This is a genomic window from uncultured Psychroserpens sp. (genome assembly GCF_947500255.1).
Lineage (GTDB): Bacteria > Bacteroidota > Bacteroidia > Flavobacteriales > Flavobacteriaceae > Psychroserpens.
On record NZ_CANMRL010000006.1, the window covers coordinates 156,919 to 174,986 of the forward strand.

An 18,068-nucleotide genomic window follows, 5' to 3' on the forward strand; every position below is an offset into this window, starting at 1 on the left:
TAATGTACGAAAAAACGTTTCCCAACAAGCGGTTTAAACATACAGTTGAGTTTTTAAAAAGTCATATTGACAATTCCGAATCTATTTTAGATCTAGGTGTTGAAAATCCATTGTCTGAAATTTTAAAATTAAACGGTTTTTCTGTTGAAAATACTTCAGGAATAGATTTAGACTTAGACACTTCGGAAATAGAAAATTCAAAAGCAAATGTCGTTACCGCTTTTGAAATTTTTGAGCACCTCCTCTCTCCTTTCACTGTTTTAAGATCAATCAAAGCAGACAAACTGGTAGCTAGTATTCCGCTAAAATTATGGTTTGCTTCAGCATATAGAAGTAAAACAGATATGCGAGATCGACATTACCACGAGTTTGAAGATTGGCAATTTGATTGGTTACTAGAAAAAACAGGTTGGAAGATTATTGCTACTGAAAAATGGACAAATCCAACAAAAAAGATTGGAATACGTCCATTATTACGTTGGTTTACACCAAGATATTATATTGTATATGCCGAACGAATAAAATAATGGACTTCTATATTGTCATTCCAGCTCATAATGAAGAAGATTCTATAGCTCAAACTTTAGAATCTCTAACTTCTCAAACACTTTCTGCAAAACGTATTGTAGTTGTTAATGACAATTCTACAGATCGCACACAACAAATTATCGAAGCTTATGCTGAAGTACATTCTAATATATCTCTAATCAATACGGTTTCTACAGATGAGCATTTACCAGGTTCTAAGATCATTAATGCTTTTTACAAAGGTTATAACACACTAGATGAACAATATGACGTGATTTGTAAGTTTGATGCCGATCTTATTTTCCCTGAGAATTATTTGGAGCAATTAGCAGTACATTTCAATCAAAAAGAAACTTTAGGAATGGCAGCTGGCTTCTGTTATATAAAGAAAAAAAATGAATGGATTCTAGAAAATCTAACACGAAAAGATCATATTCGCGGAGCGCTTAAAGCATATAGAAAGCAATGTTTCCTAGATATTGGTAAACTTAAGCCGTCTATGGGTTGGGACACGGTTGATGAACTCCTAGCTAAATATTACAATTGGGAATTATTGACAGATGATTCTTTGCACGTTAAGCATCTCAAACCAACTGGTATAAGCTATAACAAAGGATCTAAATATCTTCAGGGAGAAGCCATGTATAAAATGCGTTATGGATTTATAATCACATTAATCTCTGCACTAAAGTTAGCTTATAAGAAGAAAAGTTTTATCCTTTTTAGAAACTATATCTCAGGATATTTTAGAGGAAAACGAAACAATTTAGAACAACTAGTAACCAAAGAACAAGGGCAGTTTATTAGACAATTACGTTGGAAAGGTATGTTAAAATAAAAAAGAGGTTGCGCAAACAACCTCTTTTTTTAAACCTATATAAGTTATTCAATAATTAATCTTTTAACAGCTTTTACGCTACCCTTGGTATCAGTAATACTTACCAAGTAGAATCCACTATTAAATTTACTTACATCTATATTTAACTCCTTATTTCGCAAAACATCAATTTGAATATCTCTATTAAATACTTCAATACTTGAATAGCTAAATATCTTAACATTAACATCTTCTGAAATATTAGATAAATCTAAATTAATTTTAGTTGAAGCTGGATTTGGATACATTTTAATTTCTACAGAATTTCTATTAAAAGTATAGGAAAATAATTCGCATAAAAATCCATCTGCAGGAAATCTAAATACAGGTAATGGATTAGATAGATTATAACAACCCTCTAAATCAGTGAACGCATTATTACCTATATCAGCACCTGCAAAACTATCACTATAGCTCAAATGCCAAATTAAACAAATACCTTCTCCAGCACCATTAAAATCTACATCTTCAGGTGATTCTGGTAATCCTAAGATTTCTCCTTGTAAATCTGTTATTACCCATTGTGAGTTTTCTCCTGAATTACTTACCAATTCTATACCATCAACATAATCTGGCTCATCATCTCCCACACAGAATACAAAGTAATTTTTAGAAGACAATTTGCCTCCCTCAACATTACAAACATCTATTTCTTTTCTTATAACTTCTAAAGGATTTGACAAACTATAACAGCCTTGTAATTCATTGGCATTATTACCTACCACTGCGCCTACTAATCCATCTTCAAAACTTAAATGCCATACTAAACATGTACCATCGCCTGCGCCATCAAAATCAACTACATATGGACTTGGTGGTAAACCTAGAATATTACCTTCGCTATCAGTGATAACCCATTGTGAGTTACCTCCTGAATTACCAGATAAGGTAATCGCCCCTTCTTCTATATTATCTGCAACACCATCGCCCACAGTAAATTCAAATGGGCCACCTTCAAGTACACCACCTTCTGGTTGGTTACGATAGACTTCTATTGGATTTGACAGACTGTAACAGCCTTTTAACTCACTTGCATTATTGCCTACCACTGCACCTTCTAGTCCATCTTCAAAACTTAAATGCCATACTAAACATGTACCATCGCCTGCGCCATCAAAATCAACTACATATGGACTTGGCGGTAAACCTAGAATATTACCCTCACTATCAGTAATAACCCATTGTGAATTGCCTCCTGAATTACCTGATAAGCTAATCGCCCCTTCATCTATATTATCTGCAATACCATCACCTACACAAAACTCAAATGGGCCGCCTTCAAGCACACCTCCTTCTGGTTGGTTACGATATACTTCTATTGGGTTTGATAAGCTGTAACAACCTTTTAATTCATTGGCGTTATTGCCTACCTCTGCACCTACTAGTCCATCTTCAAAACTTAAATGCCATACTAAACATGTGCCATCGCCTGCGCCATCAAAATCAACTACATATGGACTTGGCGGTAAACCTAGAATATTACCCTCACTATCAGTAATAACCCATTGTGAATTGCCTCCTGAATTTTCTGATAAGCTAATAGCTCCTTCTTCTATATTATCTGCAACACCATCACCTACGCAAAACTCAAATGGGCCGCCTGCTAATTTGCCTCCCTCAACGCTACAAACATCTATTTCTTTTCTTATAACTTCTAAAGGATTTGACAAACTATAACAGCCTTGTAATTCATTGGCATTATTACCTACCACTGCGCCTACTAGTCCATCTTCAAAACTTAAATGCCATACTAAACATATACCATCGCCTGCGCCATCAAAATCAACTACATATGGACTTGGTGGTAAACCTAGAATATTACCTTCGCTATCAGTAATAACCCATTGTGAGTTACCTCCTGAATTACCAGATAAACTAATAGCTCCTTCATCTATATTATCTGCAACACCATCACCCACTGTAAATTCAAATGGGCCGCCTTCAAGTACACCACCTTCTGGTTGATTGCGATAGACTTCTATTGGATTTGACAGACTGTAACAGCCTTGTAATTCATTGGCGTTATTGCCTACCACTGCGCCTTCTAATCCATCTTCAAAACTTAAATGCCATACTAAACATGTACCATCGCCTGCGCCATCAAAATCAACTACATATGGACTTGGTGGTAAACCTAGAATATTACCTTCGCTATCAGTAATAACCCATTGTGAGTTACCTCCTGAGTTGCCTGACAAGTTAATAGCTCCTTCTTCTATATTATCTGCAACACCATCGCCTACACAAAACTCAAATGGGCCGCCTTCAAGCACACCACCTTCTGGTTGGTTGCGATATACTTCTATTGGATTTGACAGACTGTAACAGCCTTGTAATTCATTGGCATTATTACCTACCTCTGCACCTTCTAGTCCATCTTCAAAACTTAAATGCCATACTAAACATATACCATCGCCTGCGCCATCAAAATCAACTACATATGGACTTGGTGGTAAACCTAGAATATTACCTTCGCTATCAGTGATAACCCATTGTGAGTTACCTCCTGAGTTGCCTGACAAGCTAATAGCTCCTTCTTCTATATTATCTGCTACACCATCGCCTACACAAAACTCAAATGGGCCGCCTTCAAGCACACCACCTTCTGGTTGGTTGCGATATACTTCTATTGGATTTGACAGACTATAACAACCTTTTAACTCACTTGCATTATTGCCTACCACTGCACCTTCTAGTCCATCTTCAAAACTTAAATGCCATACTAGACATGTGCCATCGCCTGCGCCATCAAAATCAACTACATATGGACTTGGTGGTAAACCTAGAATATTACCCTCACTATCAGTGATAACCCATTGTGAATTGCCTCCTGAATTACCAGATAAGGTAATCGCTCCTTCATCTATATTATCTGCAATACCATCGCCTACGCAAAACTCAAATGGGCCGCCTTCAAGCACACCACCTTCTGGTTGGTTACGATATACTTCTATTGGGTTTGATAAATCATACCAACCAAACAACTGATTTAAGTTAATTCCCACATCTAAATTTATAACAAAAAGATACGAAATGTGCCATATTTTACAGAGACCCGGACCTGCATCATTAAGATTAAAAGGGGGAGCTTGAGGTAAAGCTAAAATATTATTATCACTATCGGTAATAATCCATTTCTTATGAAACCCAAAGGCTCCATATACGTTCACATTTATAGGATCGGGTTCATCATCTACGCAAATAGTTGTGTCATCATAGGTAACTATATTACCTCCATTTACATAAAAAAAACGAGATTCTTGTGCTTCAATATTGGCACAAATAAAAAACATCAAACAAAATAAAATGCCTATCCTTTTAAGAAATATAGACTTCTTTTTTGAATGAATGAATTGTTGGTTTGCATTCATAATCTTATTGGATTTTAATTAATCAGACCAAATTAAATTATAAAAGCATATCAAAATGTTAGGCATCTAACACTTTGATTATAAAAATATTATATTTTATTAGGATGAAATTCCGAACCTCTTATGCACAAAATCCAAGGTAAATAGTCAATTAAAACTCCAATCTTTATAACTACTTGATGCTTCTAGCTTATTTTCAGTAGCATCATCCAATTCAGGAAAGAAATCAATTCCGGTAAGCTCTTCTACTTCATCTACAGATACTACAAACTTATAAAGCGGTTCATTAGAGTTTTTATGAGGCATCAAAAATGCAATAATCTTCGTATTCCCAGTATTATTATCGATTAGCACTTTGTAAAATTGGTTGGGTACACTCACTTCCTCTTCTCCTATCGTTTTCATATTCCCATTTAAAACACCTCCAGTAACTACAAATACACCGTCATATTTACCTGCCCAATAACGTACTTTTTGCTCAAGCGTATTCCATATTCCTGAATTGAAACTATGCTCTTGCGGACTAATATTACTAGTTAGAAACGTCTCATCATGTGCTACCTTACTGTACTTTCTATCTCCTGCAGGACATAAATGTCCGCGATCGTAACCAGATTTCTTATAATTTCGCCAATGAGCTGCACCAGTTTTTACAGTCTTATCAATTTCAAAATAAGGGCGTTTAAAATTGGTATTAGATAAATGTGATTTTTTTAGTTCGTAAGCTACCCATTCGGCTTGTTCATGAGGTTCACTGTATGATAAAGAATAACCATCATGATGTACAATTTGTCCTGTGGTGCTTGTTGGTAAAAAGTATTCGTTGGTATCAGTTTTAACTGTTTGACCTTGCTTAATTATTTCGGCAGAGGCTTCTTCTTTTAAAAAGTGTTCGTAGCTATAAATACCAACAATTATTAAAACTGCTATAATTGAATAGACCTTTTTTTTATTCATTTACAACTCGTTTAGTAAGTCTTTGGCCTTAGTATGATTGTAGTAAAAATTAGTCACAATAGTGTTTAATATCAACTTAGCCTCTTTTATATTGTCTTGTTTTAAATACAATAACGCTTTATACCAATGTCCCTTTGGAGCGTCAACTAAATCACTATTAATAAGTGCATCAAAAGTTTGTTTGGCTTGTTCATATTGTTTTAATTCAATCTGGGATAAGCCTTGATACATATATACTATTCCTTTATTGGAAGCAGTATCTATTTGCGATTGAAAGATAACTAACGCTTCTTTGTACTCTTTATTTTTAAATAGTTTTTCAGCTTCAGTTAATCTATCTTCTGTCGTATTATTTCTAGTAACAAACGAAGGTAAATTAGAGTAATCTGAATAGTTAGTATACAATTCATCGTGACTTAAATTTGAACTTAAGACAAAAGGAATAGCTAGAAGTAGTAATAAAGACGCTGCAATTGCAATATAAGTATATGACTTCTTCAAACGTCTTACTGGAGAATTAGAAGCTTTCATTTTTTCAAAAAAAAATTTCGTTTGTTGCCCTTCTTCACTATTGAGATAATCCTCCATAGTTTTTAGATCTTCAGAATCTTTATTTTGAGCAAATAACCAGTTGACATCATCATAAACGACCTCCATTTGTTTGGCAATGTCTAGATATTCTTGTAATTCAGAATTAGTCTCTAACTCTTTCTCAAAAACTTGCAATTCTTCTTTAGAAAGCTTGCCCTTAAGATAGTCTTCAATTTGCTGTATTTGATTCTCAGTTAGACTCATATTTCTTTTAGCTGTAGATACTTCATATCAGATTTAATTAATTCTACTAGCTTGGCTTTACATTTAAAAACCCTTTGCCTTACAACATTCTCAGAACTATATCCAAGTCGTTCAGCTATATCTTTATAAGACATTTTACTAAAAACTTGTTTTAATACTAGCTGACAATTATCAGAGATCAATTTAAGCTTTTCTTGAAAAAATTCCCAACGCTCTTGTTCAAGAACACTTATGGCTAAGTCTCGTTCTTCAGTTATATGTTCAATAACCTGATCATTTGTTACCTCTCTTTTCTTTTTATTTAATTCTCTACGCCATAGGTTTTTACAAGACACAAATAAAAAAGCTTCAAAAGACGAATTTATAGAAAAGGGTCTGGTTTTTGCGCGAACCATGATTTGCATTAAAGCTTTTTGAAAAATGTCATCTGCGTCAGTACGTTGACCCTTATTGTTTGAAATAAAACTCAAGACTTGACGAAACGAATTTTTATAAATTTCTCTAACAATACGCTCATTATTATTAACGAGTCCATTTAAGAAATAATGAGGGTCTTTCATCTGTTTTTATTGTCGCCTGAATATTTTTATTTTTTAATGGGTAACAAATATATATATTTATGAACAGATGGGGAAAACAACAAATATTATGAAAACAAACACATTTAAATTACTCACCGTTTTAGCTTTAATGCTATCGATGAGTTGTTCTGTTGACCAACTTCAAACAGATTATGAAGAATCAGTTCTTGAAGAAAAGTTAAAGACAGAAACCTATTCAAAAAAATCTCAAAACGAAAACTCAAATCAAGAACGGACATCTGATCCAATTCCTTTGAACAACCCAAACTTGATTGTATTAAATGAAATTCCTTTTGGCACTCACACCTATACAATGTATTTAGATATGACCTTGTTAGAGGCAAATTATGTAGGTAGTTTTATTGGTCCATTTAATATTCATTACAGAAATGAAATGATGAACAATTTTACAATTTTTTCAGTTGAATATGCGTCAAACCCAGATTGTGGAAATATTGAACGATGGGTAGTAGATGTACATGAGTTTAATGCTTATATATCTAGTATAGGGCACCAAGACGGTGTTATACCAGGACACGACCATACAGGTAATTCTGAAGGAGGAAGTACTAGTAACTCAACTGGAGCTGGTGTCACTGATGTTAACGGTAAGAAAAAAGACCCTCCACCACCAGACCCAGATAATACAGTTATTGATCCAGATGATCCAGACATTAGTGTAGATTATGCTTATTGCTTTTCAACCGAAATTATAGATTAAAAATTCAAAGGGTAGTGTAAAAGCTACCCTTTTGCCTTTTATTAACCTAATAATTATTACCACAAATTGAAAAACTCAATATTAATCGGATTATTTCTAATCTCATCCATTAGAATTTTTTCACAGGATATTTCGCAAACTTTTAAAGATATCTCTTCAAGTAAAGTTGACAAACTTGAAAAAGAACAAAAGTTTGACTCTCTACTTAATGCTCATAAAAAAAATGAGAATTTAGACCTGTTATTTTTAGAAACATACGAATTAGCAAAATGGTATCGAAAACAAGGTAATCTCCCAAAAGCTATTGAGCTCAATAAAAAGAATTTACATCAAATGGATTCTGTAAATTACGCTAAAGCTACATTATACAGAAGAAACTTATACAGTCTTGGGTTTTATGAAAGAAAAACATATGATTTAGAAAATGCTCTAAAAACATACAATAGACTACTTCAATATGAAACTCCAGATAAATATGCAATTCAAGGAGCATTTCAAATGGCTGAAATTTATTTTACAATAGGGCAATATCATAATTCTAAAGATCATTACGAACTCAGTAAAACTATCGCTAAACGACTAAACTTTAATGATTATTACGTAAGAAGTGCTATAGGGATAGGTCAAGCATGTAAACGAATAAATACACCTAATAGCTTAAAGTATGGTGTAGATGTATTATCCAGTGCAACAGAATTTGTAAATATTACCAATACAGACGAAGAATCTTCCAACGATGTAAGTAAAAAATATATACATACATTATATAATCAATTAGGTAATATTTATATAGATAGGTTTGATTATGATTTTTCTAATGGAAAAATCAATTTAGATAAAGCTTTATCTATAGCAATGGAATTAGAAAATGATTATCTATTAGGAAAAACTTACAATGATATTGGTGTTCTATATTTAAAGTCTGAAAGTGAAGATGCTGAGTTTTATTTTAATAAAGCTTTGAGTTATTATTTGGATACCGCCACTGAAGTTATGATTCATAGAAACCTTAGTATTCATTATCTATTTTTTGAAAATTATAGTAAAGCTCTGACAAATGCTCAAACAGCTATCTCTAAATTAGTTGACTTAGACACGTCTAACATTAAAGATCTTCCAACTAAACAAGATTTGTCAAATTCGAAAATGAAATTTCAGTTGATTGCTGGACTTAGCGATAAGGCAAATGTTTGGTTAAAATTAGCTAAAAAAGAATCTAGTAAGACTGACTATCTAAAAGAAGCTTTAAAAACTTTAGAGTTAGCACATTATTTGGTAGAACAAGCCAGGTTAGAAAGTCAAGAATATAAGTCAAAATTATTTTGGAGAAAAACGGCTACTGAAATTTATATGTCTGCTGTAAAAGCTAGCTATTTATCAAAAGATTATGAAAGAGCCTTCTATTTTATTGAAAAAAATAAGTCCTTTTTATTATTAGAAGATGTAATGTTAAAGGTGTCGAGAAATAACTCTAATATTTCTAAAAAAATAATCAATCAAGAAATGGCTTTTAAAAATGAAATTGCTAAGCTAGAAGAGCTTTCAGTTTCTAAAAAAACAGATTCTGTTCAAAGTCTTTTACTATTAACTAAAAATGACTATAATGAGTTTATAAATTCTCTTGATTCGGAAACCAAATTTTATTTCAAAACTCATAAAGCAGCCAATGTTATAAATTTAGAAGTATTCAAATCGGAATATATAGACGACAATAATGCATATCTAGAATACATTCTAGATGATGAAGAAGGTTATGGCTTACTAATATCGAAAACCGACACTAAACTATTCAAAATTGAAGATTTTGATGTATTAAAAGATTTAGCTGTTACGTATAGAAGTTTAATAGAAACACCATTCGATAATCAAGAAGCCATTGATTCATTTAAAACGGTCTCACATACCATTTATTCCACATTATTCCCTAAGGAAATTCATCCATTTATAATTGATAAAAAACTAACTATTGTTCCTGATTATTATTTACAAAATATTCCTTTTGAATCACTTCTTACCTCAACAGATAAAAACAGTTATCTTATATTTCAAAATGAAATAAACTATGCGTATTCGCTCACATTTTTGAGTGAAAATGATAAAATTAACAGAGCAAACAAATACAACCTCACAGGTTTTGCTCCAGTTGAATTTACATCTAACCTTTCAACTCTTTCCTATTCTGAGGAAGAATTAAAATCTATTGATCGCATAATTTCTTCTAAGCTATATCTTAGAAAAAATGCATTAAAAGAAACTTTTTTAAATAAAAATCATAATTCTAAAATCATACATATTGCCTCTCATGCTAATGCTAATGATAGTATCAGCCCATGGATTTCTTTTTATGACTCAAAAGTAGATTTAAATGATCTTTATCATTTAAATAATACTCCAGACTTAGTTGTATTAAGTGCTTGTAACACTTCTTTAGGTGAGTTATATAAAGGTGAAGGTGTTATGAGTTTATCTCGTGGTTTCTTTAATACAGGATCGCATAGCGTGCTACCAACACTTTGGGAGGTTAACGATAAGGCATCTACCCAATTGCTAAATTCATTTTATGAAAACTTAAAAGAGGGTCAAAATAAATCTTTAGCACTTCATAATGCAAAATTGAAGTACCTAGAGAATAATTCTTTAAGTCAAGCTTCACCATACTATTGGTCTTCGTTTATTCTAATTGGTGATGCTGGCGACATCGAATTTAATAATGGTTTAGATACTATGTACTATTTTATTTTTGCTATTATTTCATTGATAATCATCACTTTATTCTTCCGAAGAAAAAAAAGCACAACTAATTAGGGTAACATATTAAATGTCTTTGGAACAGTAGGTAAATACAATACCTTACTACTGTGAAAGACGCATTAAGTTACCAAGTACAACAATTACTAAAAGAGAATAATCTTAACATTGATTTCAATGAGTTGAATTTTCAAATTCAAAGTCATCCAACGTATCCAAGCTTACATGCAATAACTGGAGTTTTAGATCATTTCAATATTGAAAACATAGCTTTAGATGTGCCTAAAACTATTGAAACATTAAATCAATTACCAGATACGTTCTTAGCTCAAGTTGACATTGAACAGCAAAAACAATTTGTTGTCGTTACCAAATCAAAAAATAATTACCGCATTGTATTTGGTCCAAAAAATCAGAAAACGATGGATCAATATGATTTTTTAGATCAGTTTACAGGTATAGTATTAGCTGTTGATGAAAATGAATCTAATCGAAGTAATACCTCTAATTCAAAATCAGCTATTGTTAAAACTCTTTCTATTTGTACGTTTCTCCTTTTTGGCTTTATATTAATAAATTCAAATCTAGGATGGTTAAATTTAGTGTTTTTCCTTACCTCTGTTTTTGGTATCTACATAACGACGACCATTATAAAGCAAGAACAAGGTGAAAGTACAATGTTGGGTAACGCTTTTTGTTCTAATCCTACCGAAAAAAAGAGCTGTGATGCTGTATTATCATCTAAAGGCGCAACGATTTTCAAAGGTTTCAAATTAACCGATTTGAGCTTTATCTTTTTTTCAGGATTGAGTTTAACAACTTTTCTCCTAGCAATAAGTAATAACACTATTTTTATTCCAAAACTCATTACTGTTGCCGCATTACCAATAACTATCTATTCTATATATTACCAATATGCAGTCATAAAAAAATGGTGCTTTCTTTGCTTATCTATCGTAGGATTAATGTGGTTTCAAGTTGGTCTTTCTCTTTTAGATTTCAATCCAAATTATAAATTTACCAGTATTCTTATTTCTGCGCTTTCTTTTACAAGCATAGGAACTTTATGGTTTATAATTTCCGAAGCTCAAAAAGCAAATAAAACACTCAATCAAACAAAATTAAAATACTTCAAGTTCAAAAGAAACTTTGAGTTATTTAGTAATCAACTTAACAAATCTAAAATTATTAATACTCATATAGATAACACAAAAGAAATCGTCTACGGCAACAGAAATAGTCATTTTAATATTACTATAATTACCAATCCAATGTGTGGTCATTGTCGTACTGTTCATGACTTAGTAACTCAAATTTTAAATCGCTATTTAGATGCAATCACACTTACTATCAGATTTAATATCGATACAAAAAATGCAGATAGTCCTGCTGTTAAAGTGAGCACTAGACTTTTAGAACTATATCAAACAGATGGGCCAGAAAATTGCTTAAATGCCATGAACGATATCTATGGAGATTATTCTGGTGAACAGTGGTTAAAAAAATGGCAAAACTGTTTTCATCCAGAAAAATATTTAACTGTTTTGCAAAAAGAAGATTCTTGGTGCAGCAACAACAACATCAACTTTACACCAGAAATTCTAATAAACGGACAATCTTATCCTAAAATTTATGATCGAAAAGACCTTATTTACTTTATAGATGATTTAGCAGAACAGTTTGAATCAGATAGCTACAACATTCCTTTCGTGAGACACTAAAAACATAACAACAAAGCCCTAAAAAGGGCTTTGAATGAACACTTTATTCTCTCGCGAAGAATAGACACAACACATGTAGCATCATAAATATTCATCGCTAATATAGTCTTAAAAAGTTTAAATAAAATAATCATAATTGAAAAGTCGATTTCCTACATATCAACAAACAGAAGCCAAAGATTGTGGTCCAACATGTATAAAAATTGTTGCCAAATATTATGGCAAAACAATTAACACACAAGAGCTAAGACGCATAAGCGAAACAACACGTCAAGGCAGTAGCTTGCTAGGTATAAGTGATGCAGCTGAATCAATTGGCTTTCGAACCCTAGGTATTAAACTAGCTTTTGTAAAACTCAAAGAGGCTCCTTTACCTTGTATTATTCACTGGAATAAAATTCACTATGTTGTTCTTTATAAAATAAAGAATGACACTATATATATTTCTGACCCAGCTCACGGATTAATAACTTATACTACAAAAGAGTTCATTAAATATTGGATTGGAGAAAATGCAGATGAGCATACTGAAGAAGGTATTGCCTTGATGATAGATCCTACTCCAAAATTTTATCAATCTGAATTTGATAACGATGAGAAATTTGGCTTCAGTTTTATCTTCAAATATTTATTAAAGTATAAAAAATTTGTAGTTCAATTAATTATTGGATTAATCGCTGGTAGTCTATTACAACTGGTATTGCCCTTTTTAACGCAAAGTATAGTCGATATAGGAATCCAAAATCAAGATCTTAACTTCATTTACCTCATTCTTTTTGCACAATTAGCACTATTTCTTGGCAAAGCATCTCTAGAGATTATTAGAAGTTGGATTTTATTGCATTTGAGCACACGAATCAATATCTCACTCATATCAGATTTCTTTATCAAATTAATGAAGCTTCCTATTTCCTACTTTGATGTAAGAATGACCGGAGATTTATTACAACGTATCAATGACCATAAACGTATAGAACGCATCCTAACAACGTCATCGTTAACCATAATATTCTCTTTTTTTAATTTGATCATTTTTAGTTTTGTACTCGCCTACTATAGCCTACAAATATTTGGTGTATTTATTCTTGGAAGTCTTCTATATATTGGTTGGGTCTTATTCTTTTTTAAAAAACGTAAAGAATTGGATTACAAGAGGTTTGCACAAGTGAGTAATGAGCAAAGCAAAGTGATAGAGCTCATTAGCGGGATGCAGGAAATTAAACTGCATAATGCAGAACGACGAATGCGTTGGAATTGGGAATATGTACAGGCCAAACTATTCAAAATTGCTTCAAAAAATTTGGCGCTAGAACAAACACAAAGTGTTGGTTCCAGTTTGATTAATGAGTTAAAAAATATGTTCATTACTATTCTATCTGCAACCTTGGTTGTTGAAGGTGAGATCACCTTAGGAATGATGATGGCAATAAGTTACATGGTTGGCCAACTCAATGGACCAATTGTACAACTCATCAACTTTATGCGAGAAGTACAAGATGCTAAAATATCTATTGAGCGTTTGGGAGAAATCCATAATATGGAAGATGAAGAAAAACCAGAGGACAATAAATTAACGACAATACCTAATCGGGTAGATTTACAACTTAACAATATTTCATTTAGATATACAGGGGGATTAGAACCCGTTATAAAAGATTTATCGGTAACAATCCCAGCTAATAAAACAACCGCTATTGTTGGTGCTAGTGGTAGTGGCAAAACCACCTTAATGAAATTACTACTCCGTTTTTATGAAATTGATAAAGGCGATATAACTCTTGGAAACTTTAACCTAAACAATATCTCTCAGCGCACTTGGAGAGCTAATTGTGGTGTAGTCATGCAAGAAGGTTACATATTCAATGATACGATCGCAAATAATATAGCAGTGGGAGAAGACTATATTGATGTTGACCACTTAAAACATGCAATGGATGTTGCCAATATTTCTGATTATATAGACCAATTGCCTTTAAGTTATAATACAAAAATTGGAAGCGAAGGTACTGGATTAAGTACAGGTCAAAAACAGCGATTACTTATTGCTAGAGCCGTATATAAAAACCCAAAATTTCTATTCTTTGATGAAGCAACTTCTGCATTAGATGCCAATAATGAAAAAGTAATTATGGGAAAATTAAATACTTTTTTCAAAGATAAAACAGCTGTTGTCATAGCACATCGCCTAAGCACAGTAAAAAATGCACATCAAATTGTAGTTCTAGATCAAGGTAAGATTGTTGAAATAGGAAATCATAACCAACTAATAAAAAATAGAGCTTACTATTACAACTTGGTAAAAAATCAACTTGAATTAGGTAAATAGCATACTAAAAAATGAAAGAGAACGAGAAATATATTGAACTCAGAAGTGAACATATTCAAGAACTCTTAGAAGGAGTTCCCAATTGGATGATTAGATATGGTAATTTGCTAATATTAGTATTCATTATAATGTTCTTAATGCTGTCATGGTTTATTAAATACCCTGATATTATTGCATCTGAAGCACAAATAACAACAAAACTACCTCCTCAAAAAAAATATGCTCAAATCACAGGTAAAATAGACTCTATACTTATTAGTGATAATGAAACTTTAAAAGAAAACAATACAATAGCAGTTATTGAAAATACAGCAAACTTTGAGCATATACAACTACTTAAATCTGTTATTGACACTATAAAACCCAATAACAAAAACTTCAAATATCCTATAGACGAATTACCCATTCTATTTTTAGGAGACATAGATTCTGAATATGCTTTATTTGAAAATAATTACATTTTATATCAATTGAACCAAAAACTCAAACCTTTTGCAAATGAGCAAAATGGAAATCAATTTTCAAAAGGTCAATTATACACAAGATTAAGAACTCTTCAATCTCAAAAGCGTACAAACGAAACTGAGCTAGTGTATCAGAAAAAATATTTAGAACGACAACAACGTCTTTTTGAAAATGGAGTTATTTCTAGACAAACTTTAGAGTCTGAAGAGTTAAAATATCTTCAAGCCGAACGTAATTTTGCTAATATGGATGCTTCCATATCTCAAATAAAAGAAGCCATTGCAAATGCCAACACCAATGAAGTTAGTACGTCAATCAAAAAAACTAAAGAAGAAATAAGTCTACTTAAAAATGTAATTCAATCCTTTAATCAACTAAAAAGAGCACTTATAGATTGGGAAAAGACCTATACAATTACATCTGATATTAATGGAAAAGTAGCATTCTCTGAACTCTGGACAAAACATCAAACTGTTAATCAAGGCGAATTATTATTTACAATTATTCCAGAGCAAAATTCATCCTATATAGCAAAACTAAAAACACCAGCGCAGAACTCTGGAAAAATAAAAATAGGACAGACGGTACAAATTAAACTTGAAAATTATCCCGAAGCTGAGTATGGTGACATCAAAGGTCAAATAAAATCTATTTCACTTTTGGCTGACGAAGATGGCTTTTATTTAATTACTGTATCCCTGCCATCCAAACTCATCACATCTTATGATAAAGAGATTCCGTTTCGATATGAAATGCGCGGCTCAGCTAAAATCATTACTGAAGATTTAAGATTGATTGAACGTTTTTTTTATCAATTAAAAAATGTATTCAACAATTAAAATATTCTCTCGCGAGGAATAGACACAACCCTTGGGTGTCTTTAAATGACCAAGGTTAATTTAATTTTAAATATTTTAATTATGAAAAATTTATTAAATCTAGGAAAAGCTTTAAACAAAGCACAACAGAAAGCTATTTTTGGTGGTACACCATTCACTCATGTTTGTGATAATGTAATGGGTGATCAATGCTGTCATTATGTTCAAACACATGTAACACCATGTCCTACTCCAGGTTCTGTACTTGATAGTGGATGTTGGGTAAAAGAAAAAGTTTGTACTGGTGGAGTTAATTAATTATCAGGAATAATTCTTTTGGTAAAGCTGCCTATTTAAGGCAGCTTTACTTTTTTATTTCATCACAAATTCTAAAGGTTTCCCTGTGGCCCCATTTGGGAAGCTAATTCCTAAAAGTGCCGATATTGTTGGAGCAATATCTGAAATTTCTGTTTTTTTCAAGGTTTGTCCTTGTCGTATCCCTTTTCCGAAGAATAATAAAGGCACATGCGTATCGTAGTTTAACCCACTACCATGAGTAGAGCCTGTTTTTCCATAAGAAATAAAAGCAGCATCATTTACTAGGACAACATCACCTGATCGTTTTTGGTTAAATCCATTTTGAAGTAAAGATTCAATACCAGTAGTGAAATTGGTAGAACTCATCGTACTAGCTGTATAGGCTTTAGCAATATGATTATAGCTTATTTGTTCATTAACAATAGCTTGTTGCACATCATTTAAATCCAATCCCATTTGTTTGATCTTAGCTCTATCTAAGAAGATTTGGTTGTTACTAATATCTTCCAAAATATCTTTTGTATCATAAGTCTCCATTAAAAATGTAGCAAATTTCTCTTTCCTGTCGTTGTTATTAACATAACCTGCGGGAATGCGAACAGAACTCAAATATGAAGGTACATCCACTGCACCATGATCGGCTGTTAAAAATACAGTGTATTCTCCTACTCCAACTTGAGCATCTAAGTAAGTAAATAAACGCTCTAGATCTTTATCTAATCTAATATAGGTATCTTCTATTTCTTTTGAATTCACTCCGAAGTTATGACCTACGTAATCTGTACTTGAAAAACTAACAGCTAGAACATCTGTGATATCATCTTTTCCTAGTTGTTCACCTTCTATAGCTGCCATTGCAAAATCTGTGGTTAAACTATTACCATATGGTGTTGCTTTTAATAGATCGAATCCTTTATTTTGATCTTTCAGTTCTGCTAAATCATATGGAAATGTGGCTCTGTCTTTTCCTTTAAATCCGCCTTCAAATGTGTTATAATCACTTCCACTTTCGGTATAAGTTGAAATATCATATAGTGTATTCCACTCTTTAAAATATGATTCTGCTACATCCGAAGTATTAAAATCGGTTACCCATTTTGGTAAAGTTTTCATATAAAATGTACTAGAGATCCAAGCACCTTCATCTTGCCCGTGAAACCAATAGGCCGCATTTGCAGTATGACCAGCTGGTAAAATAGCACCTCGGTCTTTTAAGGATATACCAATGGTCTTCCCTTGCATCTGACTAAATAATCTATTTTCATCAGCAAATGTTGTAGTCTGCATTCTGTATGGTGACATTTTACCAGCATTGTGTTTTGTACCAACAGATTCAACACTATCATCACCAGCACAGTATACCATTTTTTTCTCCTCTTTATCATACCAATAATTGGCAATAACACCATGATACTTAGGCGTTGTACCTGTGTAAACCGATGCATGACCAGGCCCTGTATATGTAGGCACATAATTAAAATGGTTATTCTTACAACTAAACCCTTCGTTGATCATACGCTTAAATCCGCCTTCACTAAATTTATTATAAAAGCGTGTTAGATAATCATAGCGCATTTGATCTACTACCAAGCCCACCACTAATTTTGGCTTAACATCATCATAACTATTGACGTTATTTTGAATTTCTCTTTTTTCTTTATAGGCAACTTCTGTTTGTTTTTGACCTGCACATGAGGCAGTAAAAACAAGAACAAGACCTAATAAAAAAATACGTTTTATCATGCTATTAGAGTTTTGAGCTGCAAAAATACAGATTTTAGTTCATCATCTTTTAAACTTAAGGTTAAATAAGTCTGCGTAATTTTTTACTTTAGCGGTAAC

13 protein-coding genes are annotated in these 18,068 nt (G+C 32.4%); 8 read left to right on the forward strand and 5 right to left on the reverse strand.

What is annotated here, in order from left to right:
* Window positions 1–2: 2 nt before the first annotated feature.
* Both Q0783_RS15870 and Q0783_RS15875 read left to right on the forward strand, forming a co-directional pair.
* Window positions 3–527, forward strand: coding sequence for a methyltransferase (locus tag Q0783_RS15870; RefSeq protein ID WP_298896750.1), 525 nt, complete (start codon window positions 3–5; stop codon window positions 525–527).
* The gene (locus tag Q0783_RS15875; RefSeq protein ID WP_298896752.1) at window positions 527–1,366 is read left to right on the forward strand and encodes a glycosyltransferase family 2 protein; all 840 of its coding nucleotides are present in this window, start codon (window positions 527–529) and stop codon (window positions 1,364–1,366) included. The genes Q0783_RS15870 and Q0783_RS15875 overlap by 1 nt, the downstream gene beginning before the upstream one ends.
* Window positions 1,367–1,410: 44 nt before the next feature.
* On the opposite strand, the gene Q0783_RS15880 is transcribed toward Q0783_RS15875, so the two are convergent.
* The 4 genes from Q0783_RS15880 to Q0783_RS15895 all read right to left on the reverse strand — a co-directional run bounded on the left by Q0783_RS15880 (window position 1,411) and on the right by Q0783_RS15895 (window position 7,088).
* Complete coding sequence (locus Q0783_RS15880; RefSeq protein WP_298896754.1) at window positions 1,411–4,698, reverse strand: T9SS type A sorting domain-containing protein; 3,288 nt, start codon at window positions 4,696–4,698, stop codon at window positions 1,411–1,413.
* 225 nt (window positions 4,699–4,923) lie between these two features.
* Window positions 4,924–5,733 (reverse strand): DNA/RNA non-specific endonuclease, encoded by an 810-nt coding sequence (locus Q0783_RS15885; protein WP_298896756.1) that lies wholly within the window; start codon window positions 5,731–5,733, stop codon window positions 4,924–4,926.
* On the reverse strand, window positions 5,734–6,528 hold the full coding sequence (locus tag Q0783_RS15890) for a tetratricopeptide repeat protein (protein WP_298896757.1): 795 nt from the start codon (window positions 6,526–6,528) through the stop codon (window positions 5,734–5,736). It abuts the gene before it with no gap.
* Entirely contained in the window at window positions 6,525–7,088 is a 564-nt protein-coding gene (locus Q0783_RS15895; RefSeq protein WP_298896758.1) for an RNA polymerase sigma factor, read from the reverse strand. Before Q0783_RS15895 ends, Q0783_RS15890 begins: the two co-directional genes overlap by 4 nt.
* An 88-nt stretch (window positions 7,089–7,176) precedes the next feature.
* Here Q0783_RS15895 and Q0783_RS15900 point away from each other — a divergent pair, with 88 nt between their 5' ends.
* From Q0783_RS15900 to Q0783_RS15925, 6 genes are all read left to right on the forward strand, one after another.
* The gene (locus Q0783_RS15900) at window positions 7,177–7,830 is read left to right on the forward strand and encodes a hypothetical protein (RefSeq protein WP_298896760.1); all 654 of its coding nucleotides are present in this window, start codon (window positions 7,177–7,179) and stop codon (window positions 7,828–7,830) included.
* A gap of 66 nt (window positions 7,831–7,896) precedes the next feature.
* Window positions 7,897–10,635: a CHAT domain-containing tetratricopeptide repeat protein gene (locus Q0783_RS15905; protein WP_298896762.1), complete on the forward strand. Its 2,739-nt coding sequence runs from the start codon at window positions 7,897–7,899 to the stop codon at window positions 10,633–10,635.
* A gap of 53 nt (window positions 10,636–10,688) precedes the next feature.
* On the forward strand, window positions 10,689–12,299 hold the full coding sequence (locus tag Q0783_RS15910; protein WP_298896764.1) for a thioredoxin domain-containing protein: 1,611 nt from the start codon (window positions 10,689–10,691) through the stop codon (window positions 12,297–12,299).
* 136 nt (window positions 12,300–12,435) lie between these two features.
* On the forward strand, window positions 12,436–14,625 hold the full coding sequence (locus tag Q0783_RS15915) for a peptidase domain-containing ABC transporter (protein WP_298896767.1): 2,190 nt from the start codon (window positions 12,436–12,438) through the stop codon (window positions 14,623–14,625).
* A gap of 11 nt (window positions 14,626–14,636) precedes the next feature.
* Complete coding sequence (locus tag Q0783_RS15920) at window positions 14,637–15,929, forward strand: HlyD family efflux transporter periplasmic adaptor subunit (protein ID WP_298896770.1); 1,293 nt, start codon at window positions 14,637–14,639, stop codon at window positions 15,927–15,929.
* 81 nt (window positions 15,930–16,010) lie between these two features.
* Window positions 16,011–16,226, forward strand: coding sequence for a hypothetical protein (locus Q0783_RS15925; RefSeq protein WP_230936787.1), 216 nt, complete (start codon window positions 16,011–16,013; stop codon window positions 16,224–16,226).
* A 54-nt stretch (window positions 16,227–16,280) separates the two neighbouring features.
* On the opposite strand, the gene pafA is transcribed toward Q0783_RS15925, so the two are convergent.
* A complete protein-coding gene (gene pafA, locus Q0783_RS15930; RefSeq protein ID WP_298896773.1) occupies window positions 16,281–17,969 on the reverse strand; it encodes an alkaline phosphatase PafA in 1,689 nt (562 codons plus the stop codon).
* Window positions 17,970–18,068: the final 99 nt, after the last annotated feature.